Here is a 20,647-nt window from a genome sequence, read left to right as displayed (position 1 = left end):
GAACGCAAGCAAGAATGGCTAAGGTATTCGCAATAGCGAACCAAAAAGGTGGTGTGGGTAAAACCACCACCTGTATCAACCTCGCAGCATCGCTGGTCGCGACCAAGCGGCGCGTCCTGTTGATCGATCTAGATCCACAAGGCAACGCCACCATGGGCAGCGGTGTGGATAAACATGGTCTTGAGAATTCGGTCTACGACCTGTTGATCGGTGAATGCGACCTGGCCCAGGCCATGCACATCTCCGAACACGGTGGTTACCAGCTGTTGCCGGCCAACCGTGACCTGACGGCTGCCGAAGTCGTGCTGCTCGAAATGCAGATGAAAGAAAGCCGTCTGCGTACAGCGCTGGCGCCGGTGCGTGAAAGCTACGATTACATCCTGATCGACTGCCCGCCGTCGTTGTCGATGCTGACCTTGAACGCCCTGGTGGCTGCCGACGGGGTAATTATCCCCATGCAGTGCGAGTACTTCGCCCTCGAAGGCTTGAGCGACCTTGTGGATAACATCAAGCGCATCGCCGAGTTGCTCAACCCGAACCTGAAAATCGAAGGCCTGCTGCGGACCATGTACGACCCGCGCCTGAGCCTGATGAACGATGTGTCGGCCCAGCTCAAGGAACACTTCGGCGAGCAGTTGTACGACACGGTGATTCCGCGAAACATTCGTCTGGCCGAGGCGCCGAGTTACGGCATGCCTGCATTGGCCTATGATAAAAACTCCCGTGGCGCGATTGCTTACCTTGCCTTGGCCGGCGAGCTGGTTCGTCGTCAACGTCGCACCTCCCGCACTGCTCAGCCAACTTAAGGATATTCCATGGCCGTCAAGAAACGAGGTCTAGGACGTGGACTGGATGCACTCCTGAGTGGTCCTACGGTCAGCTCGCTGGAAGAGCAGGCCGTCAAGGTCGATCAAAGCGAACTGCAGCATTTGCCCCTGGACCTGATCCAGCGCGGCAAATATCAGCCTCGTCGCGACATGGACCCGCAAGCGCTCGAAGAACTGGCGAACTCGATCAAGACCCAGGGCGTGATGCAGCCGATCGTGGTGCGTCCGATCGCCGGCGACCGTTTTGAGATCATTGCCGGTGAACGTCGCTGGCGCGCCAGCCAACAGGCCGGTAAAGACACCATTCCGGCGATGGTGCGTGATGTGCCGGATGAAACCGCTATCGCGATGGCGCTGATTGAAAACATTCAGCGTGAAGACCTGAATCCGATCGAAGAAGCGATTGCCTTGCAACGCTTGCAGCAAGAGTTTCAGCTGACTCAACAACAAGTGGCCGACGCTGTGGGTAAGTCCCGCGTGTCTGTGGCTAACTTGTTGCGGTTGATTTCATTGCCCGAAGTGATCAAAACCATGCTGTCCCACGGTGACCTCGAAATGGGTCATGCGCGGGCATTGCTCGGTTTGCCGGACAACAAGCAGGTTGAGGGGGCGCGACACGTTGTCGCACGTGGTCTGACCGTACGCCAGACCGAAGCCTTGGTTCGTCAGTGGTTGAGCGGTAAACAAGAGCCTGCTGAACCGGTTAAAGCCGATCCCGATATCACTCGTCTCGAGCAGCGTCTGGCCGAGCGCCTAGGCTCTGCGGTGCAGATCCGCCACGGAAAGAAGGGAAAAGGCCAATTAGTGATTGGTTACAACTCCCTTGATGAGCTTCAAGGAGTGCTTGCTCACATCCGCTGAAACATTTCCTTTGTAGCGCGCAGTCGGAAATCACTACCTGACAGTTGAATAGGGGCTTCAGCGCCCCTATACTCTGCGCGCATTTTGTCGGCACAAATTATGCCAAGTTTTAGCTTTTGGCAGCCGACCATTGAGGAGCAGTTGTGATGGAGACACGCACGCCAAACCGCTTGCCATTCCATCGCTTGGCGGTTTTTCCGGTTTTGCTGGCTCAATTTGTCGTTTTATTGCTGGCTGCTCTGGGGCTCTGGCAATGGCATGGAGTTGTAGCCGGATACTCAGGACTCTGCGGAGGCCTGATCGCTTTGCTACCCAATGTGTACTTTGCTCACAGAGCTTTCCGGTTTACCGGCGCTCGAGCAGCGCAAGCCATCGTCCGGTCGTTTTACGCTGGCGAGGCGGGCAAATTAATTTTGACGGCAGTGCTGTTCGCGCTGACGTTTGCAGGTGTGAAGCCATTGGCGCCGCTAGCTGTATTCGGCGTCTTCGTGTTGACCCAATTGGTCAGCTGGTTCGCTCCCCTGCTAATGAGAACAACACTTTCGAGACCTTAGGGCGTTTGAGGCAACCATGGCAGAAACAACCGCTTCGGGCTATATCCAGCACCACTTACAGAACCTGACCTTCGGGCAGCTACCTGATGGCGGCTGGGGCTTTGCTCACACCGTTGCAGAAGCTAAAGCAATGGGCTTTTGGTCATTCCACGTCGATACCCTCGGCTGGTCTGTATTCGTAGGCTTGCTGTTTATCTTCATTTTCCGCATGGCGGCCAAGAAGGCAACTTCCGGTCAACCAGGCGCACTGCAGAACTTCGTTGAAGTGCTGGTGGAATTCGTTGATGGCAGCGTAAAAGACAGCTTCCATGGCCGTAGCGCCGTGATTGCTCCGCTGGCGCTGACAATTTTCGTCTGGGTATTCCTGATGAACGTCATCGACCTGATCCCGGTTGACTGGATTCCACAGTTGGCCATCCTGATCACTGGCGATGAGCACTTCCCGTTCCGTGCCGTACCGACGACCGATCCTAACGCTACCCTGGGCATGGCCCTGTCGGTATTCGCGTTGATCATCTTCTACAGCATCAAAATCAAGGGCATCGGCGGTTTTATCGGCGAACTGACCCTGCACCCGTTCGGCAGCAAGAACATCCTGGTTCAAGCGCTGCTGATTCCGGTGAACTTCCTGCTCGAATTCGTGACGCTGGTTGCCAAGCCAATCTCGCTGGCACTGCGTCTGTTCGGCAACATGTACGCTGGCGAACTGGTATTTATCCTGATCGCCGTAATGTTCGGCAGCGGCCTGCTTTGGCTTAGCGGTCTGGGCGTGGTGCTGCAATGGGCGTGGGCTGTATTCCACATCCTGATCATCACCTTGCAAGCGTTCATCTTCATGATGTTGACCATCGTTTACTTGTCGATGGCGCACGAAGAGAACCACTAAGACCCGTTTCGGCGAGTCTGGTGCCCCTCCCGTTCCGGCGGGAGGGTGTAGCAAATTGATTTTGTTTTACCGCTTTAATCTAAAAACCTAAACCATACGACGTAAAAGTCGGGAGGAAAGATGGAAACTGTAGTTGGTCTAACCGCTATCGCTGTTGCACTGTTGATCGGCCTGGGTGCACTGGGTACCGCAATTGGTTTCGGCCTGTTGGGCGGCAAGTTCCTGGAAGGCGCTGCGCGTCAACCAGAAATGGTTCCAATGCTGCAAGTTAAAATGTTCATCGTTGCCGGTCTGCTCGACGCCGTAACCATGATCGGTGTTGGTATCGCACTGTTCTTCACTTTCGCGAACCCTTTCGTTGGTCAACTCGCTGGCTAATCACTCGAATTTTCGAGTTGATTAGAGTGATGGACAACGAACGAGCGAGGTGTTGGCGTGAACATTAATGCAACCCTGATTGGCCAGTCCGTTGCGTTCTTCATTTTTGTACTGTTTTGCATGAAGTTCGTGTGGCCTCCGGTCATCGCGGCATTGCAAGAACGTCAGAAGAAGATTGCGGCTGGACTGGACGCTGCTAACCGAGCAGCTCGTGACCTGGAGTTGGCCCAAGATAAAGCGGGTCAACAACTGCGCGAAGCTAAGGCTCAAGCAGCTGAAATCATTGAGCAAGCCAAGAAACGCGGTACTCAGATCGTAGACGAAGCCCGTGAACAGGCTCGCGTTGAAGCTGACCGTGTGAAGGCTCAGGCTCAGGCCGAGATCGAACAGGAACTGAACAGCGTTAAAGACGCCCTGCGCGCCCAATTGGGTGGCTTGGCTGTTGAAGGCGCAGAGAAGATCCTGGGTGCCACAATCGATCAAAACGCGCACGCGGAGCTGGTTAATAAACTGGCTGCTGAAATTTAAGCGAGGGCGATCATGGCAGAATTGACCACGTTGGCCCGACCTTACGCTAAGGCAGCCTTCGAGCACGCCCAGGCCCACCAGCAACTGGCCTCTTGGTCAGCCATGCTCGGCCTGGCTGCAGCGGTGTCGCAAGACGACACGATGCAGCGCGTGCTCAAGGCCCCGCGACTGACGAGCGCAGAAAAGGCCGCCACGTTTATTGACGTGTGCGGCGACAAGTTTGATGTGAAAGTGCAGAACTTCATCCATGTCGTTGCAGAAAACGACCGTCTCCTGCTTTTGCCGGAGATCGCCGCTCTGTTTGACCTGTACAAGGCCGAGCAAGAGAAGTCGGTAGATGTTGAAGTGACCAGTGCTTTCGCATTGAACCAAGAACAGCAAGACAAACTCGCCAAGGTTCTCAGTGCACGACTCGACCGGGAAGTGCGCCTGCAAGTTGCGGAAGACAAGTCCCTCATTGGGGGCATTGTCATTCGCGCCGGCGACCTGGTTATCGATGGCTCGATTCGCGGCAAACTCGCGAATCTTGCCGAAGCATTGAAATCTTGAGTTTGAAGGGGCAGCAGAGCAATGCAGCAACTCAATCCTTCCGAAATAAGTGAAATTATCAAGGGCCGCATCGACAAGCTCGATGTGACCTCCCAAGCCCGTAACGAAGGCACTGTCGTCAGCGTATCTGACGGTATCGTGCGGATTCACGGTCTGGCCGACGTAATGTCCGGCGAGATGATCGAGTTTCCGGGCGGCGTCTTCGGTATGGCCCTCAACCTGGAGCAAGACTCCGTAGGTGCCGTAATTTTGGGCGCTTACCAGTCTCTGGCTGAAGGCATGAGCGCCAAGTGCACCGGCCGCATCCTGGAAGTTCCTGTTGGTAAGGAACTGCTGGGTCGCGTAGTCGACGCACTGGGTAACCCAGTTGACGGCAAAGGTCCTCTGGGCAACACCGAGACCGACGCGGTCGAGAAAGTTGCTCCAGGCGTGATCTGGCGTAAGTCGGTAGACCAGCCTGTACAGACTGGCTACAAGGCTGTCGATGCCATGATCCCTGTCGGCCGTGGCCAGCGTGAGCTGATCATCGGTGACCGTCAGATCGGTAAAACCGCTCTGGCGATCGACGCGATCATCAACCAGAAAGACAGCGGCATTTTCTGTGTCTACGTAGCCATCGGTCAGAAGCAATCGACCATCGCTAACGTGGTTCGCAAGCTGGAAGAAAACGGCGCACTGAAAAACACGATCATCGTGGCTGCCAGTGCTTCTGAATCGCCTGCGCTGCAATACCTGGCTCCTTACGCCGGTTGCACCATGGGTGAGTTCTTCCGCGACCGCGGTGAAGACGCGCTGATCGTTTATGACGATCTGTCCAAGCAAGCAGTGGCTTACCGCCAGATTTCCCTGCTGCTGCGCCGTCCACCAGGCCGTGAAGCTTACCCAGGCGACGTGTTCTATCTCCACTCCCGTCTGCTGGAGCGCGCATCCCGCGTTTCGGAAGATTACGTAGAGAAGTTCACCAATGGCGCAGTGACCGGCAAAACCGGTTCCCTGACCGCATTGCCGATCATCGAAACTCAAGCTGGCGACGTTTCCGCGTTCGTTCCGACCAACGTGATTTCCATCACCGACGGTCAGATCTTCCTGGAATCGGCCATGTTCAACTCGGGCATCCGCCCTGCAGTGAACGCCGGTGTTTCGGTATCCCGTGTGGGTGGTGCCGCTCAGACCAAGATCATCAAGAAGCTCTCCGGTGGTATCCGTACCGCTCTGGCTCAGTACCGTGAACTGGCAGCATTCGCCCAGTTCGCTTCTGACCTGGACGAAGCGACCCGTAAGCAACTTGAGCATGGTCAGCGCGTTACCGAGCTGATGAAGCAGAAGCAATACGCCCCAATGTCGATCGCTGACATGGCGTTGTCGCTGTATGCCGCTGAGCGTGGGTTCCTGACTGACGTCGAAATCGCCAAGGTCGGCAGCTTTGAACAAGCGCTGATTGCTTACTTCAACCGCGATCATGCCGACTTGTTGGCCAAGATCAACGTGAAGGGTGACTTCAATGACGAAATCGACGCTGGCCTGAAAGCCGGTATCGAGAAGTTCAAGGCCACCCAAACCTGGTAAGCCGCAGCGGGAGCCGCAAGGCTCCCGCTTGCTAACCTGATAGGTGTTACATGGCAGGCGCAAAAGAGATTCGCAGTAAGATTGCGAGCATCAAAAGCACGCAAAAAATTACCAGCGCCATGGAAAAAGTGGCGGTCAGCAAAATGCGCAAGGCACAAATGCGCATGGCTGCTAGCCGTCCTTATGCGGAGCGCATCCGCCAGGTTATTGGGCATTTGGCCAACGCCAACCCGGAATACCGCCACCCATTCATGATCGACCGCGCAGTTAAGCGTGTGGGTTATGTGGTTGTGAGCAGTGACCGTGGTTTGTGCGGTGGTTTGAATACCAACCTGTTCAAGGCCCTGGTCAAGGACATGGCGGTAAACCGCGATAACGGCGTCGAGATTGATCTGTGTGTTGTTGGTAGCAAGGGTGCGGCCTTTTTCCGTAACTTCGGCGGTAACGTCGTTGCAGCTATCAGCCACCTGGGTGAAGAGCCGTCGATCAATGATCTGATCGGCAGTGTGAAGGTGATGCTGGATGCGTACCTGGAAGGCCGGATTGACCGCCTGTCCGTGGTATCCAACAAGTTCATCAACACCATGACCCAGCAGCCAACCGTGGAGCAATTGATTCCACTGGTGGCGACCCCGGATCAGGAACTCAAGCACCACTGGGACTACCTCTACGAACCAGACGCCAAAGAGCTGCTTGACGGCTTGATGGTGCGTTACGTGGAGTCGCAGGTGTACCAGGCGGTGGTCGAGAACAACGCAGCTGAACAAGCGGCGCGGATGATCGCGATGAAAAACGCTACCGATAACGCCGGTGATCTGATCAGCGATTTGCAGCTGGTCTACAACAAGGCGCGTCAGGCTGCGATCACCCAAGAGATCTCGGAAATCGTCGGCGGCGCTGCCGCGGTTTAACGGTTCAAATATTCAGAGGATCCAGCTATGAGTAGCGGACGTATCGTTCAAATCATCGGCGCCGTTATCGACGTGGAATTTCCACGCGACAGCGTACCGAGCATCTACAACGCGCTGAAAGTACAAGGCGCGGAAACTACTCTGGAAGTTCAGCAGCAGCTGGGCGACGGCGTAGTTCGTACCATTGCGATGGGTTCCACCGAAGGCTTGAAGCGCGGTCTGGACGTAGTCGACACTGGCGCAGCCATCTCCGTACCGGTCGGTAAAGCGACCCTGGGCCGGATCATGGACGTACTGGGTAACCCGATTGACGAAGCTGGCCCGATCGACACCGAAGAGCGTTGGGGCATTCACCGTCCAGCACCTTCGTTCGCCGAACAAGCTGGCGGCAACGATCTGCTGGAAACAGGCATCAAGGTTATCGACCTGGTTTGCCCGTTCGCCAAAGGCGGTAAAGTAGGTCTGTTCGGTGGTGCCGGTGTAGGCAAAACCGTAAACATGATGGAACTGATCCGTAACATCGCCATCGAGCACAGCGGTTATTCCGTGTTCGCCGGTGTGGGTGAGCGTACTCGTGAGGGTAACGACTTCTACCACGAGATGAAGGATTCCAACGTACTGGACAAAGTAGCGCTGGTTTACGGTCAGATGAACGAGCCGCCGGGTAACCGTCTGCGCGTAGCACTGACTGGCCTGACCATGGCTGAGAAGTTCCGTGACGAAGGTAACGACGTTCTGTTGTTCGTCGACAACATCTACCGTTACACACTGGCCGGTACTGAAGTATCCGCACTGCTGGGCCGTATGCCTTCGGCAGTAGGTTACCAGCCGACCCTGGCTGAAGAGATGGGCGTTCTGCAAGAACGTATCACTTCGACCAAGGAAGGTTCGATCACTTCGATCCAAGCGGTATACGTACCTGCGGATGACTTGACCGACCCGTCGCCAGCGACCACCTTCGCCCACTTGGACGCCACCGTCGTACTGTCCCGTGACATCGCTTCCCTGGGTATCTACCCAGCGGTCGATCCACTCGACTCGACTTCGCGCCAGCTGGACCCGAACGTGATCGGCCAGGAGCACTACGACACCGCTCGCGGCGTTCAGTACGTGCTGCAGCGTTACAAAGAACTGAAGGACATCATTGCGATCCTGGGTATGGACGAGCTGTCGGAAGCCGACAAGCAGTTGGTAAACCGTGCTCGTAAGATCCAGCGCTTCTTGTCGCAGCCGTTCTTCGTGGCTGAAGTCTTCACCGGTGCTTCGGGTAAATACGTTTCCCTGAAAGACACCATTGCTGGCTTCAAAGGCATCCTCAACGGTGACTACGACCACCTGCCAGAACAAGCGTTCTACATGGTTGGCGGCATCGAAGAAGCGATCGAGAAAGCCAAGAAACTGTAATTCGGGCGCCCGGAAACGGGCGCTAATCAGGTTGAGGCAATCAGATGGCTAATATGACAGTCCATTGCGATATCGTCAGCGCGGAAGGAGAAATCTTTTCCGGTCTGGTTGAGATGGTGATTGCGCACGGTGCACTGGGTGATCTTGGTATCGCTCTGGGTCACGCTCCGCTGATCACCAGTCTGAACCCAGGTCCGATCCGCCTGATCAAACAGGGTGGCGAAGCCGAGGTGTTTTACATCTCTGGTGGTTTCCTCGAGGTTCAGCCGAACATGGTCAAGGTGCTTGCCGACACCGTGCAACGTGCTGCCGACCTGGATGAAGCCTCTGCTCAGGAAGCCGTTAAGGCTGCCGAGAAGGCCCTGAACGAAAAAGGCGCAGATTTCGATTACGGATCTGCTGCCGCACGTCTGGCCGAGGCTGCAGCTCAGCTGCGCACCGTCCAGCAAATCCGCAAGAAGTTCGGCGGTTAAGCCGTTGCTGATTGTGTGATTGATTAAAAAGGGTAGCCTCGGCTACCCTTTTTTCATTTCCGCGAACTACTTTTGGTCGCATTCGCTGACCACCCAGGATTGGTAGCCAGTCATGTCTCTCGATATCGTTATTCTCGCCGCAGGCCAGGGCACCCGCATGCGTTCGTCCCTGCCCAAGGTCCTTCACCCGGTGGCCGGCAACTCCATGCTTGGGCATGTTATCCACAGCGCCCGCCAACTTAAGCCGACCGGTATTCACGTGGTTATCGGCCATGGTGCCGAATTGGTCCGCGAGCGTCTGGCTGCTGATGACCTGAACTTTGTGCTGCAAGACAAGCAACTGGGTACCGGCCACGCCGTGGCGCAAGCCTTGCCATTTTTGACCGCCGAAAATGTGCTGGTGCTGTACGGCGATGTACCGTTGATCGAAGTCGACACCTTGCAGCGCCTGCTCAAGCAAGTGAACCCGGAGCAATTGGGCCTGCTGACCGTGAACCTGGCGGACCCGACTGGCTATGGCCGTATCGTGCGTGATACCACCGGCAAGGTCTGCGCCATCGTTGAGCATAAAGATGCCACCGATGAGCAACGTGCCATCACCGAAGGCAACACCGGTATTCTGGCTTTGCCGACCGCACGCCTGGCTGACTGGATGAGCCGTTTGTCAAACAACAATGCCCAGGGCGAGTATTACCTGACTGACGTGATCGCCATGGCGGTTAACGATGGTTTGGTCGTGGCCACTGAACACGCCCATGACCCGATGGAAGTGCAGGGCGCCAATGACCGTAAACAGCTCAGCGAGCTGGAACGTCATTACCAGTTGCGTGAAGGCCGTCGACTGATGGCATTGGGCGTGACCCTGCGTGACCCGGCCCGTTTTGATGTGCGCGGTGAAGTGACCGTCGGTCGCGACGTGCTGATCGACATTAACGTGATTCTTGAAGGTCGCGTGGTGATCGAAGATGACGTGGTGATTGGTCCGAACTGCGTGATCAAAGACAGCACCTTGCGCAAAGGTGCGGTGGTCAAAGCCAACAGCCACCTTGATGGCGCGGTACTGGGCGAGGGCAGCGATGCCGGTCCTTTCGCACGCTTGCGTCCGGGCAGCGTGCTCGATGCCCGCGCCCATGTGGGTAACTTTGTTGAATTGAAAAACACCCACCTGGGTGAAGAAGCCAAGTGCGGTCACCTGACCTATTTGGGCGATGCCGAAGTGGGCCCGCGCACCAACATCGGTGCGGGCACCATCACCTGCAACTACGACGGTGCCAACAAGTGGAAAACCGTGTTGGGTGCGGATGTGTTCATCGGTTCCAATAACTCATTGGTAGCGCCTGTGGATATCTCTGATGGAGCCACCACTGCGGCCGGTTCGACCATCAATCAAAACGTTGAAGCCGAGCAATTGGCTGTGGGCCGTGCCCGCCAGCGCAATATCGATGGCTGGAAACGCCCGGTGAAACAACCGAAGCCGTAAGTTAACTTCCCACTGAAGGAACGAGCTTGCTTCGCGATCTTTTGAACAATCGAAAGATCGCAGCCTTCGGCCCCTCCTACAGAACAGTTATCCACAGCTCGAAATGGTTGTTTTGTTACACATTTAAGTTATCGTATAACTGTTTTAAATCAATAACTTACACAAAGCCTTATCCATCACCTGTGGATAAGGCTTTGTTTTATCTGCTCTTTATTGCCCGCCAAACCCCCGCCTGGTGGGGGCGAAAGTGAGTTATTCACAAAATAATCTGCAACAAATTCTTGACGTGAATTTCGAGATCGGGTTTCATTGCTTTCGTTATCTTTCGAATCGAAACTTAGAGCCCACATGTCCAAGCGCAACACGCCCCAACGCAGACACAACATCATGGCCTTGCTCACCGAGCAGGGCGAAGTCAGTGTGGATGAATTGGCCAAGCGCTTCGAAACCTCCGAGGTCACGATTCGCAAGGATCTGGCGGCGCTCGAAAGTAATGGCTTGTTACTGCGTCGTTATGGCGGCGCCATCACCATGCCGCAAGAACTGGTGAATGACGTCCCTCAGCCTGTCTCCCTCTATAAGCAAGCCATCGCCCGTGTGGCCGTCGGCCTGATTAAAGAACACGCGCGGATCATCATCGACAGCGGCAGCACCACGGCGTCGATGATTCCGCAGCTGGGCCTGCAACCGGGCCTGGTGGTGATGACCAACTCCTTGCACGTGGCCAACGCGCTCAGTGAACTTGAGCACGAACCTGTGCTGTTGATGACCGGCGGCACGTGGGATCCGCACTCCGAGTCCTTTCAGGGACAGGTGGCGGAGCAAGTGTTGCGCTCTTACGACTTCGACCAATTGTTTATCGGTGCTGACGGGATCGACCTGCAGCGTGGCACAACAACTTTTAACGAGTTGTTGGGTCTGAGCCGGGTCATGGCCGATGTCGCGCGTGAAGTGATTGTGATGGTCGAGTCCGACAAGATCGGCCGCAAAATACCCAACCTGGAACTGCCTTGGGGCAGCGTCCATACCCTTATTACAGATGATCGCCTGCCCAAAGAGGCGCGCGAACAGATTCAGGCCCGGGGCATAACACTGTTATGCGCCGCCCTCGATTAGGAGAAATTTATGTGTGGAATCGTTGGCGCAGTCGCCGAACGTAATATCACGGCCATTCTGCTCGAAGGCCTGAAGCGTCTTGAGTACCGTGGCTATGACAGCGCCGGTGTTGCCGTGTTTACCAACAACGGTACGCTGGAGCGCACGCGCCGTAACGGCAAGGTGTCTGAACTGGAACAAGCCCTGGCCGGTGAACCGCTGGTGGGCCGTCTGGGCATCGCCCACACCCGTTGGGCCACCCACGGCGCGCCGTGCGAGCGCAACGCGCACCCGCATTTTTCGGGCTCGGATCTGGCCGTTGTGCACAACGGCATTATCGAAAACCACGAAGCCCTGCGCGAACAGCTTAAAGGCCTGGGCTACGTGTTCACCTCGGACACCGACACCGAAGTCATTGCCCACCTGTTGCAACACAAACTCAAAGAACAAACCGACCTGACCGAAGCCCTGAAGTCCACCGTTAAAGAGCTGCACGGTGCATACGGCCTGGCCGTTATCAGCGCCAAACAACCCGATCGCCTGGTGGCTGCCCGCAGTGGTAGCCCGCTGGTGATTGGTCTGGGCCTGGGCGAAAACTTCCTCGCGTCCGACCAATTGGCCCTGCGCCAAGTGACTGACCGTTTTATGTACCTGGAAGAAGGCGACATCGCTGAAATCCGTCGTGACAGCGTGCAAATCTGGGATGTGGACGGCCAGACCGTTCAGCGCGAAACCGTGCAATACCGCGACGGTGCCGAAGCGGCCGATAAGGGCGAGTTCCGTCACTACATGCTCAAAGAAATTCACGAGCAGCCAAGCGTTGTCCAGCGCACCCTGGAAAACCGTCTGGGTCAGGACCACGTTCTGGTTCAGGCCTTTGGCCAAAACGCCAAAGAACTGTTCGCCAAAGTGCGCAACGTCCAGATCGTGGCCTGCGGTACCAGCTACCACGCCGGTATGGTTGCCCGTTACTGGCTGGAAAGCCTGGCGGGCATCCCGTGCCAGGTCGAAGTGGCCAGCGAGTTCCGCTACCGCAAAGTGGTGGTACAGCCAGACACCCTGTTCGTGTCGATCTCACAATCGGGCGAAACCGCTGACACCCTGGCAGCGCTGCGCAACGCCAAAGAACTGGGCTTCCTCGGCAGCCTGGCGATTTGCAACGTCGGCATCAGCTCGCTGGTTCGTGAGTCTGACCTGACCCTGCTGACCCAAGCCGGTCGTGAAATTGGCGTGGCCTCGACCAAAGCCTTTACCACTCAATTGGTCGGCCTGCTGCTGCTCACCTTGTCCCTGGGCCAAGTGCGCGGCACCCTCGAAGCCGGTGTTGAAGCGCAACTGGTTGAAGAACTGCGCCGCCTGCCGACCCGTCTGGGTGAAGCCCTGGCGATGGACGCTACCGTTGAGAAAGTCGCTGAACTGTTCGCCGACAAACACCACACCCTGTTCCTGGGCCGTGGGGCGCAGTACCCGGTGGCGATGGAAGGCGCGCTCAAGCTCAAAGAAATTTCGTACATCCACGCTGAAGCGTACCCGGCGGGCGAACTGAAACATGGCCCGTTGGCACTGGTGGACAACGACATGCCGGTGGTCACCGTTGCGCCGAACAACGAACTGTTGGAAAAATTGAAATCCAACCTGCAAGAAGTTCGCGCCCGTGGTGGTGAGTTGGTGGTGTTTGCTGACGAACAAGCCGGCATGAGCAACGGCGAAGGCACCCATGTGATCAACATGCCGCACATCCACGACGTGCTGGCGCCGATCCTCTACACCATCCCGCTGCAACTGCTGTCTTACTACGTGGCCGTGCTTAAAGGCACCGACGTAGACCAGCCGCGCAACTTGGCTAAATCGGTGACGGTGGAATAAGTTTTTCCACGGCATTGGGTGAACACATTCAACCCGCACCCAGCGGGTTGAATGTTGAGCATTGAAACTTCCACGAGCCAGCCAGGCCCGAAACGTGTGTAAACCTTTGCGCCTGATGGATCAACACGCAGTAAAAGCCCCACTTAAAGGTGGAAGTGGCCCGCAGCCTCCGGCTGGTAAAGCACTTTCCTGATCTCTATTCGGCGGGTCCTGTCAGATATTCGCCAGTCAATGGCGTCCCCTTCCTGATAACCCAGGATGGCGGCACCGATGTCGGAATAAACGGAATGTTTTCCGCTGTTGCTGTCGGCGTCTTCGGGGTAGACCAAGGCCACTTCGATCTCTTCGTCGTCCAACTGCAGCAAGGCTCTGGAGTTCATCGTGACGACATTGGATGCCACCTGCTGCGGCTTGACGACAATGGCACGCTCAAGCTCATGTTCGAGCTCAACGACGGCGGGGCCTGTTTCGAGCGCGATCAATTGTTCGAGCCTTGCCTTGTCGATTTCAGTAATGAAGATTTTGGTGGCGTTACTCACGGCACCTTCGCGCAAGAGCTGGAGATAGCGTCCCGCCGCCATGGAAAATGACTTCAATGTCGGCGTTTCGCTCTCAAGCACAAAACCGCTGCGCACAAAGGCTTTGAGCGAGCGCGTGTTGTCCGGATGGATCTTGGCGATGAGCTTCTTGGCCCGCATGTCGAGGAAGGCCAGTTTCATGCCTTCCTGGATCGTGCGGGCGCCAAGGTTGCGGCCCCATTTGTCGCTGTCTCCGATGACCAGGACTATCTCGCAATCCGGGCCGGTTTTGATCAGACGGACAAAGCCGACCGGGGCGTCATGCCTGTCAAAGGCCATGAAGAACCGGCCGCCCTGGTTGAATAGATGAGTCAGGATCGGCAGTTGTGTCCGATCAATGGCGTGCCCAATGGAGCGCGAAACATGACGAGAATCGCTCAGGTAGCAGGTGACACGTTCATCCTCCAACCAATCCATCAACGTCAGCGCGTGCGCCCGAGTAATTTCAGGGCACAGCGAAATGAAAGGCTTGTTCATCTTGACCACACTTATTTGTTAAGGATGGAAGCCCTTCATGGCCAGAGTCATGACGGTTCTTCGGCAACCGGCCATTTTATGGCATGACGCCTGTAAAGCCGAATCCAAAGCCGCTTTTGGAGGGATGGCTACGTTTTTTTGGTTGTTTTACCCAACTCTCTACGTTCAAACCCTTCGACCCACTTTATGCACATTGCAGGCAATCAGGAGCTCGAAAATTGATGGACAGTACCTTTAAAAACATCTGCCAACGCATGAACAATCGCCGGTTTGCCGTGGCGAGTAACGCCAGCGGGTTGTCCGACGCCAGCACGGTGTTCCACTACCACGTCGATGGCAATGCGATCACCGGGACTTACCAGGGCGGGCATATTCGCACGGGGCATTTGGTCGGTCGCGCCACCGGCCCCGACACTATCGAGTTGCTGTACCAATGCCTCACCGCAGAGGGCGAGTTGCTGGCCGGTTGGTCGCGGGGCACGGTCGGTGTCGATCACGCCGGGCGCACCACACTGGAGTTTGTCTGGGGCTGGTTATCGGGTGCGACCGGGGGTGGGGAGTCGAGCTACGTTGAGCTGGATGCGTGAGGCGTTATGAGCTAAATCAACACGCCTAGGCCAAACAGTTATTTCATATCTAAAAAAATGCTCGTTAGGCTATAAAAACCGGGCCGCCGGATATGCACATTTCATTTTCCGATGGCCGGTTCTGCCTGCTCCAGCAGGAGCCGCATCGCACTGACGATGCCGTGATTAATGAGCAATAAACTCTTAAAAAATATAAATCCAATTTACACCGACTTTTATAAATCCATGGAACGTGACAGCAGCTCTCGCCAGGATGCCGGGGATATTGCGCAGGCCAGTGTTGAGCGGTTGCTTAAGCTGCCCGCTGAGCAAGAGGTTCGATCACCTGCGGGGTTGCTTCGGCAAATCGCCCGTAATTTGAAAATCGACCTTGCGCGGCATCGTCGGCGCTTGCCTATGGAATCTTTGGAGTCGCGGGTGGATGCCGAGTCGTTGCCGGCGCTGTCCCACGACATCGACCCGGAGCGCATTGCCTTGGGGCAGGAGCGGGTGGAGCTATTGTCCAAAGCCATCGATAGTATGCCGGCGCGCTGCCGCGAGGCGTTTATCCTCTCGCGCATCCACGGTCTGGCGCATAACGAGGTTGGCGCCAGCATGGGCATTTCGCCCAGCATGGTGGAGAAGCATGTGGCACTGGGTTTAAAAATTTGCCGGGAGTTTATGGATTAATGCGCGTGCCGAGGTGGGTTACTTGTCTTTCATTGCTGCTTTGCTAGCACTCTAATCAGGCGATGAACTTGCCTTTAAATGACTCGGATTACGTTAATCGCTTACTGGCGCGCAGCCGTTGCGGCGACCCACAACGCGAGGCGGATGCTCGCCTGGAATTAGAGCAGTGGGTGGCCGTGAGTGACGACAATCGGCGCTGCTATGAAGCCCAGCGACAAACCGTCATCGCGCTGGATGCCTCACTCGACAGTTTGCGCCAGCGCTACCCGCGCCACCTGGCTCCGGCGTCTGTTGCGCAGGCACCGGCCGTTCGCAACCCCCGCCGTGGCTGGGCCTGGCCCACATGGAGCAGTGCGCTGGTGCTGCTGCTCGGGGTTGGCCTGACCTTGTGGTGGGTCAACCCGGTGTTGTCCCAGGGCGAATACGTGACCGGTTTGGGCGAGCACCGTGAGGTATCTCTCAGCGACGGCAGCCGGGTGCAGCTCAATACCAATACGCATCTGGATTTCGTGCGCAGGCTGCGCTCGCGAGAGGTGCAACTGGTCCAGGGTGAGGCGCTGTTCGAAGTCACTCACCAGGCCAATATCCCCTTCGAAGTTACGTCTTTGGACACGCGGGTGCGGGTGCTTGGCACGGTGTTCAACGTGCGTCAGTGGCAGGAGGGCAACCAGGTCACCGTGCTTGAAGGCCGGGTTCAGGTGACGCCGGACCACGAAGCCGATTCGTTGCAAATCACCCGTGGTGAGCAGTTGCGCACGCGACATGGGCTGTTTGTTGATGGCATTCGCGATGTGGATGCCACCCAGGCGGTGAGCTGGCGTGACGGGCGTCTGGTGTTTTCTGGCGAGACCCTGGCCGAAGCGGTGGCCGAACTGCAACGCTACCGCAACGGGCGTATTCGTATTCATGACAGCAAGCTGGGGGCGTTGCGCATCAGTGGGTCTTTCTCACTGGCCAAGCCCGATGAGCTGCTGCATTTGCTGCCGGAGTTGTTTGCGCTGAATCTGGTTATCAATCCTGACCAGAGTGTGGATATCCGCGCCCGTTAACAGCAGCCGGCCCGTCTTAGCCGCCGCGCTGTCGCGCAGCAAACAGGCCAGCGAGTATCTTCAGCATTCCCCAATCGGTTCCCTCTCCTTCGGGAGAGGCGTGGTGAGGGGCTCTTGGGTCAAAAGCCAGATCAAAAGATCGCGAGACAAGCTCGCTCCTACAGTGTTTAGGAATCAATCGCTTATTTTGTGTTTGATTAGAGTTTGCGAAGCCGACCTGAGGCAATCCGCTGATTAAACGTCCCTGAATCAAGGGGGGTAATTTCACCCCCCTGAACCTTCAGGAACCGTTATGACCCTTCAAGAATCCCGGCCTGTCTCTGACCCTTTGCTGGCGTTGCAACAATTTGAGCAAGCCTTCGCCCAAGCGCGCCAATTGCTGATCGATACGCAAACCCTCTCGCCGACCCATGCGGGCAATATTAGCCTGCGTGTAGGGGATCAAGAGAAGCTGTTGATTGCTTCTCTGGCTGGCCCAGACGCGGGTACGGCGGTCCTGCTGGATTTCGATTTGCGCACGCACCAAGGCACGTTGTCCGCCAATCTGCAGGAAGTCGCAGCGCTGCACGTGGCCATTTTGCGCGAGCGTCCACAGGCCACGTCAGTTATCCACACCCACTCGCTGTACCTCACCGCCCATGCGATTGCCCGCCGCCCGTTGCGCCCGTACAGCTCCGGTCTGTTGGGCCTGCTGCGTGAAGACCAGCAGATCCCGGTGAGCGAGTGGGGCCCGCGTTATGCCTCTCAGCCGGTGATCGATTTGCTGCGCGACGACACCTCCGCGCCAGCGGTATTGCTCGCCAACCACGGCCCGTTCGCCTGGAGTGAAAAGGGCGTGTTGGGAGCTGCGCGTTTGCTGGTCGCTCTGGAAGATGCCGCCCACCTGGCACTGCTCGCCGAACAACTGGGTGGCGCCCAGGCATTGCCCGCAGGCGCTGCCGAGTTGGCCCGTCGCGGTTGGCAAGCGCCCTGAGCACGGGCATATCTTAAGATCAAAATGATCTTATTGATTGTTGTTTTATAACCTGAGGCTGTTCGCGACCTGGACGTCATTTGTTTCGAGGACCACAAATGATGGCCAGGGAGCTCATAAATGTTTCAACCTCAATTAACGCTGTTAAGTACTGCGATTCTGTCTGGTGGTCTTCTGTTCGGGAGTGTCGCCTACGCCGCGCCGCAAGCCGGTGACGCTGTCACCGTGGCGCAGAGCATCGACCTGCCCGCACAACCTCTGCAACAAGCACTCAACCAACTGGCGGAACAAACCGGCACCAACGTGCTGGCGCCCCAGGCATTGGTGGCGGGTAAGCAGGGCCGTTCGGTGCGCGGCAGCCTGTCTGTGGAACAAGCCCTTAACAAGCTGCTCGAAGGCTCGGGGCTGGCCGCACGCCAGACCGCCCAGGGCAGCTTTGTGATTTATGCCCTGGCGCCTTCGGCAGCGCAGGTGCCACCGCAACTGGATCAGGTCGTGGTGGTGGGGACCCGACGCACTGACCTGACCGCGCTGCAAAGTTCTTCGCCAGTCGACACCATCAGCGCCAACGCTATTCAGGAAACCGGCTTCACCAACTTGAGCCAGGCCCTGCAAGCGCTGGTGCCGTCGTTCAACTACCCGCTGGTTAACGGCGTGGATGGCTTGTCGAGCTTCCGGGCTGCCGCCTTGCGTGGGTTGTCGCCTGACCAGACGCTGGTGCTGATTAACGGCAAGCGCCGGCACGTTTCGGCCTTCGTGAACAACAAACCGTTTTTTGGTCGCGGCTCGAACGCCGCCGACCTCAACACCATCCCGATCAGCGCCATCGAGCGCGTCGAAGTACTGCGTGACGGTGCGTCGGCGCAATACGGTTCGGACGCGATTGCCGGGGTGATCAACGTGGTGCTCAAGGAGCGCGACAGCGGCGGCGAAGTCAACACGACGATGGGCAAGTTCACCAAAGGCGATGGCTTCAGCAAAAACGTTGAGACCTGGAAAGGCTTCACCTTGCCGGGGGATGGTTTCCTCACTCTGAGCGGCGACTGGAGCAACAAGAAGCGCACCTACCCCAGCGGCAAGACCGATGACAGCGTGTACTTCTGGAATGCCAACGACCCGCGCGAAGCCACAGCCAATCGTGAATACGCCACCGGCTCCCCCGCGCTGGATGATTACAACCTGGCGCTCAACGCCGAAAGCAGCGTGACCGACCAGGTGCAGCTCTATGGCTTCGCCACCTACGGGCACCGCATCAGCCATTCGCAAAACGCCTATCGCTACCCGTATGACCAGCAAGGCCGTAACTGGCTGTCGGTGTACCCGGAAGGCTTCCAGCCGTGGCTGGACCTCAAAAGCGAAGACTACGAGGCCACCTTCGGTTCGCGCTTCGGCGACGACGATATCGGCAAGTTCGATTTGGCCGCCAGCTACGGGCGCAGTGACATCGAATACATCCTCAACAACTCCATCAACCCTTCATTTGGCCCCGACAGCCAGCGCCGTTTTCACGCCGGCGGGTATACCTCCGACCAGACCAGCCTGACCCTCGATTACGTCAAGGATCTGCAATGGTCACTCACGGACTTCCCCGTGACCCTCGCTGCGGGGGCGGCCTGGCGCAAGGAAAACTATGACGTTAACGCCGGTGAGTATCAGTCTTGGGCCCGTGGGCCTTACGAGTTCACCGACGTGCCGCGCCGTGGTCCTGGTGTAGACCCGGGCCCTAATCCCAACGCAGGCTTTGGCCCTGCGGCGCCGGGTTATGACGTGCGTGCGGGCGTCGGCTCGCAGAGCTTCCCCGGTTACCAGCCCGGAGATGCCGGCAGCTACGACCGCAACGTCAAGGCGCTGTATGTCAGCCTGGAAAACAACCTGACCGAAAAGCTGCAAATGGGCGTAGCGGCACGCTACGAAAAATATTCCGACTTCGGTTCGACCCGCACCGGCAAGGTGTCGGCGCGCTATGAGTTCAACCCGATGTTTGCGTTGCGCGCCACTGCCAACACGGGTTTTCGCGCCCCCAGTCTTGGGCAGATCGGCCACTCGTACACCCAGAGCACCTGGAACGGCAGCGTGATGTACGACAGCCGTACCTTCCCGGTCGACCACCCGGTTGCGCGTCTGCTTGGCGCGCAAGACCTCAAGCCCGAGAAGTCGACCAACTTCTCGTTGGGCGCGGTGTTCACCCCGTTGCCCAATGCATCGCTGACTGTGGATGTTTATCAGATCAAGTTGCGTGACCGCGTCACCCTGTCCGAGAACCAGACCAACCTCGGCGGTTTCCTCAACCCTCTGGGCTATGACGTGAGCGCGGCGAGCTTTTGCACCAACGGCCTGGACACCAAAACCAAAGGCGTCGACGTGGTGGGCAACTACGTGTTCGACCTCAAGCAATACGGTCGGTTGGCCTTCAGCGGCGGTTACAACTGGAACGACACCGAAATTCTCAAGCTGCCGCAAACGCCTTCGCAGTTGCTGGCCATCAACCCCAAGGCGGTGTTGGTCAACCGCGAGACGGAGTACCTGATCACCGACGCCGCGCCCAGCTCCAAACTCAACCTGACCGCGCATTACAGCTACGGCGACTGGGGCCTGCGCATCTCAGAAACACGTTTTGGTGAGTTCAAATCGGCCGATGCACAGAAGCCGCCACGCCCCGGATACGACCAGACGTTCGGCGCCCAATGGGTGACCGACGCCAGCGTCAGCTACCAGGTGACCAAGAACGTACGGGTGGATGTGGGTGGCAACAACATCTTTGACAGCTTCCCGGACAAGGTCAACAAACAGCGGCTGAACACCAACAGCCGGACCGTTTACTCGCTGCTGTCACCCGGCGGATACGAAGGCGCTTATTACTACGCCAACCTCAACGTGAAGTTCTGACGCCCCCTTTTCAATGCGCCGTCCGAGCCGATCGGACGGTGATGCATGGA

At 57.2% G+C, this 20,647-nt stretch carries 20 protein-coding genes; 19 read left to right on the top strand and 1 reads right to left on the bottom strand.

The window, feature by feature from the left end:
• The first annotated feature begins 14 nt into the window (after nucleotides 1-14).
• The 14 genes from GHO25_RS11290 (at nucleotide 15) to glmS (ending at nucleotide 13,378) form a co-directional block, all read left to right on the top strand.
• Complete coding sequence (locus GHO25_RS11290; RefSeq protein WP_048373569.1) at nucleotides 15-806, top strand: ParA family protein; 792 nt, start codon at nucleotides 15-17, stop codon at nucleotides 804-806.
• A gap of 9 nt (nucleotides 807-815) precedes the next feature.
• Entirely contained in the window at nucleotides 816-1,688 is an 873-nt protein-coding gene (locus GHO25_RS11285; protein ID WP_048373567.1) for a ParB/RepB/Spo0J family partition protein, read from the top strand.
• Nucleotides 1,689-1,834: 146 nt separating this feature from the next.
• Entirely contained in the window at nucleotides 1,835-2,242 is a 408-nt protein-coding gene (locus tag GHO25_RS11280) for a F0F1 ATP synthase subunit I (RefSeq protein WP_048373565.1), read from the top strand.
• A 16-nt stretch (nucleotides 2,243-2,258) separates the two neighbouring features.
• Nucleotides 2,259-3,128 (top strand): F0F1 ATP synthase subunit A, encoded by an 870-nt coding sequence (gene atpB / locus GHO25_RS11275; RefSeq protein WP_048373563.1) that lies wholly within the window; start codon nucleotides 2,259-2,261, stop codon nucleotides 3,126-3,128.
• Between the two features lie 120 nt (nucleotides 3,129-3,248).
• Complete coding sequence (atpE, locus tag GHO25_RS11270) at nucleotides 3,249-3,506, top strand: F0F1 ATP synthase subunit C (protein ID WP_002555987.1); 258 nt, start codon at nucleotides 3,249-3,251, stop codon at nucleotides 3,504-3,506.
• Nucleotides 3,507-3,563: 57 nt separating this feature from the next.
• A complete protein-coding gene (locus tag GHO25_RS11265; protein ID WP_048373561.1) occupies nucleotides 3,564-4,034 on the top strand; it encodes a F0F1 ATP synthase subunit B in 471 nt (156 codons plus the stop codon).
• Nucleotides 4,035-4,046: 12 nt separating this feature from the next.
• Nucleotides 4,047-4,583, top strand: coding sequence for a F0F1 ATP synthase subunit delta (locus tag GHO25_RS11260; RefSeq protein WP_048373558.1), 537 nt, complete (start codon nucleotides 4,047-4,049; stop codon nucleotides 4,581-4,583).
• Nucleotides 4,584-4,604: 21 nt separating this feature from the next.
• Nucleotides 4,605-6,149, top strand: coding sequence for a F0F1 ATP synthase subunit alpha (gene atpA, locus GHO25_RS11255; protein WP_048373556.1), 1,545 nt, complete (start codon nucleotides 4,605-4,607; stop codon nucleotides 6,147-6,149).
• 50 nt (nucleotides 6,150-6,199) lie between these two features.
• Nucleotides 6,200-7,060: a F0F1 ATP synthase subunit gamma gene (gene atpG / locus GHO25_RS11250; protein ID WP_048373555.1), complete on the top strand. Its 861-nt coding sequence runs from the start codon at nucleotides 6,200-6,202 to the stop codon at nucleotides 7,058-7,060.
• 27 nt (nucleotides 7,061-7,087) lie between these two features.
• Nucleotides 7,088-8,464 carry a F0F1 ATP synthase subunit beta gene (gene atpD / locus GHO25_RS11245; protein WP_017135118.1) on the top strand — a complete coding sequence of 459 codons (1,377 nt, stop codon included), beginning with the start codon at nucleotides 7,088-7,090 and terminating at the stop codon, nucleotides 8,462-8,464.
• A 53-nt stretch (nucleotides 8,465-8,517) separates the two neighbouring features.
• Nucleotides 8,518-8,937 carry a F0F1 ATP synthase subunit epsilon gene (locus GHO25_RS11240; RefSeq protein ID WP_371924508.1) on the top strand — a complete coding sequence of 140 codons (420 nt, stop codon included), beginning with the start codon at nucleotides 8,518-8,520 and terminating at the stop codon, nucleotides 8,935-8,937.
• A gap of 112 nt (nucleotides 8,938-9,049) precedes the next feature.
• A complete protein-coding gene (gene glmU / locus GHO25_RS11235; RefSeq protein WP_153390802.1) occupies nucleotides 9,050-10,417 on the top strand; it encodes a bifunctional UDP-N-acetylglucosamine diphosphorylase/glucosamine-1-phosphate N-acetyltransferase GlmU in 1,368 nt (455 codons plus the stop codon).
• Nucleotides 10,418-10,765: 348 nt separating this feature from the next.
• Complete coding sequence (locus GHO25_RS11230) at nucleotides 10,766-11,533, top strand: DeoR/GlpR family DNA-binding transcription regulator (RefSeq protein WP_153328710.1); 768 nt, start codon at nucleotides 10,766-10,768, stop codon at nucleotides 11,531-11,533.
• A 9-nt stretch (nucleotides 11,534-11,542) separates the two neighbouring features.
• Nucleotides 11,543-13,378, top strand: a complete 1,836-nt coding sequence (gene glmS, locus GHO25_RS11225; RefSeq protein ID WP_153328712.1) for a glutamine--fructose-6-phosphate transaminase (isomerizing) — start codon at nucleotides 11,543-11,545, stop codon at nucleotides 13,376-13,378.
• Nucleotides 13,379-13,521: 143 nt separating this feature from the next.
• On the opposite strand, the gene GHO25_RS11220 is transcribed toward glmS, so the two are convergent.
• A complete protein-coding gene (locus GHO25_RS11220; protein ID WP_153328714.1) occupies nucleotides 13,522-14,433 on the bottom strand; it encodes a bifunctional GNAT family N-acetyltransferase/nucleoside diphosphate kinase regulator in 912 nt (303 codons plus the stop codon).
• Nucleotides 14,434-14,654: 221 nt separating this feature from the next.
• Between GHO25_RS11220 and GHO25_RS11215 the strand changes: the two genes are divergently transcribed.
• The 5 genes from GHO25_RS11215 to GHO25_RS11195 all read left to right on the top strand — a co-directional run bounded on the left by GHO25_RS11215 (nucleotide 14,655) and on the right by GHO25_RS11195 (nucleotide 20,597).
• Complete coding sequence (locus tag GHO25_RS11215; RefSeq protein WP_153328716.1) at nucleotides 14,655-15,020, top strand: hypothetical protein; 366 nt, start codon at nucleotides 14,655-14,657, stop codon at nucleotides 15,018-15,020.
• 225 nt (nucleotides 15,021-15,245) lie between these two features.
• Nucleotides 15,246-15,689, top strand: a complete 444-nt coding sequence (locus tag GHO25_RS11210) for an RNA polymerase sigma factor (protein WP_178110062.1) — start codon at nucleotides 15,246-15,248, stop codon at nucleotides 15,687-15,689.
• A gap of 68 nt (nucleotides 15,690-15,757) precedes the next feature.
• Complete coding sequence (locus tag GHO25_RS11205) at nucleotides 15,758-16,738, top strand: FecR family protein (RefSeq protein WP_178110061.1); 981 nt, start codon at nucleotides 15,758-15,760, stop codon at nucleotides 16,736-16,738.
• Between the two features lie 292 nt (nucleotides 16,739-17,030).
• Nucleotides 17,031-17,711, top strand: coding sequence for a class II aldolase/adducin family protein (locus GHO25_RS11200; protein ID WP_153390799.1), 681 nt, complete (start codon nucleotides 17,031-17,033; stop codon nucleotides 17,709-17,711).
• Nucleotides 17,712-17,831: 120 nt separating this feature from the next.
• Nucleotides 17,832-20,597 (top strand): TonB-dependent receptor, encoded by a 2,766-nt coding sequence (locus GHO25_RS11195; RefSeq protein ID WP_153390798.1) that lies wholly within the window; start codon nucleotides 17,832-17,834, stop codon nucleotides 20,595-20,597.
• The last annotated feature ends 50 nt before the right edge of the window (nucleotides 20,598-20,647 follow it).

Origin of the sequence: Pseudomonas sp. FSL R10-1350 (genome assembly GCF_009600525.1) — a bacterium.
GTDB classification, from domain to species: Bacteria; Pseudomonadota; Gammaproteobacteria; order Pseudomonadales; family Pseudomonadaceae; genus Aquipseudomonas; species Aquipseudomonas helleri.
Note: the sequence above shows the minus strand (reverse complement) of the source record. Positions and strands in the feature narration are given on the sequence as shown.

Bases quoted from the DNA above. Each gene is read 5' to 3' on its own strand.
- glmU (WP_153390802.1), top strand. From the start codon at position 9,050: ATGTCTCTCGATATCGTTATTCTCGCCGCAGGCCAGGGCACCCGCATG.
- GHO25_RS11215 (WP_153328716.1), top strand. From the start codon at position 14,655: ATGGACAGTACCTTTAAAAACATCTGCCAACGCATGAACAATCGCCGG.
- GHO25_RS11280 (WP_048373565.1), top strand. From the start codon at position 1,835: ATGGAGACACGCACGCCAAACCGCTTGCCATTCCATCGCTTGGCGGTT.
- GHO25_RS11260 (WP_048373558.1), top strand. From the start codon at position 4,047: ATGGCAGAATTGACCACGTTGGCCCGACCTTACGCTAAGGCAGCCTTC.
- GHO25_RS11210 (WP_178110062.1), top strand. From the start codon at position 15,246: ATGGAACGTGACAGCAGCTCTCGCCAGGATGCCGGGGATATTGCGCAG.
- GHO25_RS11230 (WP_153328710.1), top strand. From the start codon at position 10,766: ATGTCCAAGCGCAACACGCCCCAACGCAGACACAACATCATGGCCTTG.
- glmS (WP_153328712.1), top strand. From the start codon at position 11,543: ATGTGTGGAATCGTTGGCGCAGTCGCCGAACGTAATATCACGGCCATT.
- GHO25_RS11290 (WP_048373569.1), top strand. From the start codon at position 15: ATGGCTAAGGTATTCGCAATAGCGAACCAAAAAGGTGGTGTGGGTAAA.
- atpD (WP_017135118.1), top strand. From the start codon at position 7,088: ATGAGTAGCGGACGTATCGTTCAAATCATCGGCGCCGTTATCGACGTG.
- atpG (WP_048373555.1), top strand. From the start codon at position 6,200: ATGGCAGGCGCAAAAGAGATTCGCAGTAAGATTGCGAGCATCAAAAGC.
- GHO25_RS11220 (WP_153328714.1), bottom strand. From the start codon at position 14,433: ATGAACAAGCCTTTCATTTCGCTGTGCCCTGAAATTACTCGGGCGCAC.
- GHO25_RS11285 (WP_048373567.1), top strand. From the start codon at position 816: ATGGCCGTCAAGAAACGAGGTCTAGGACGTGGACTGGATGCACTCCTG.
- atpA (WP_048373556.1), top strand. From the start codon at position 4,605: ATGCAGCAACTCAATCCTTCCGAAATAAGTGAAATTATCAAGGGCCGC.
- GHO25_RS11240 (WP_371924508.1), top strand. From the start codon at position 8,518: ATGACAGTCCATTGCGATATCGTCAGCGCGGAAGGAGAAATCTTTTCC.
- GHO25_RS11195 (WP_153390798.1), top strand. From the start codon at position 17,832: ATGTTTCAACCTCAATTAACGCTGTTAAGTACTGCGATTCTGTCTGGT.
- atpB (WP_048373563.1), top strand. From the start codon at position 2,259: ATGGCAGAAACAACCGCTTCGGGCTATATCCAGCACCACTTACAGAAC.
- atpE (WP_002555987.1), top strand. From the start codon at position 3,249: ATGGAAACTGTAGTTGGTCTAACCGCTATCGCTGTTGCACTGTTGATC.
- GHO25_RS11200 (WP_153390799.1), top strand. From the start codon at position 17,031: ATGACCCTTCAAGAATCCCGGCCTGTCTCTGACCCTTTGCTGGCGTTG.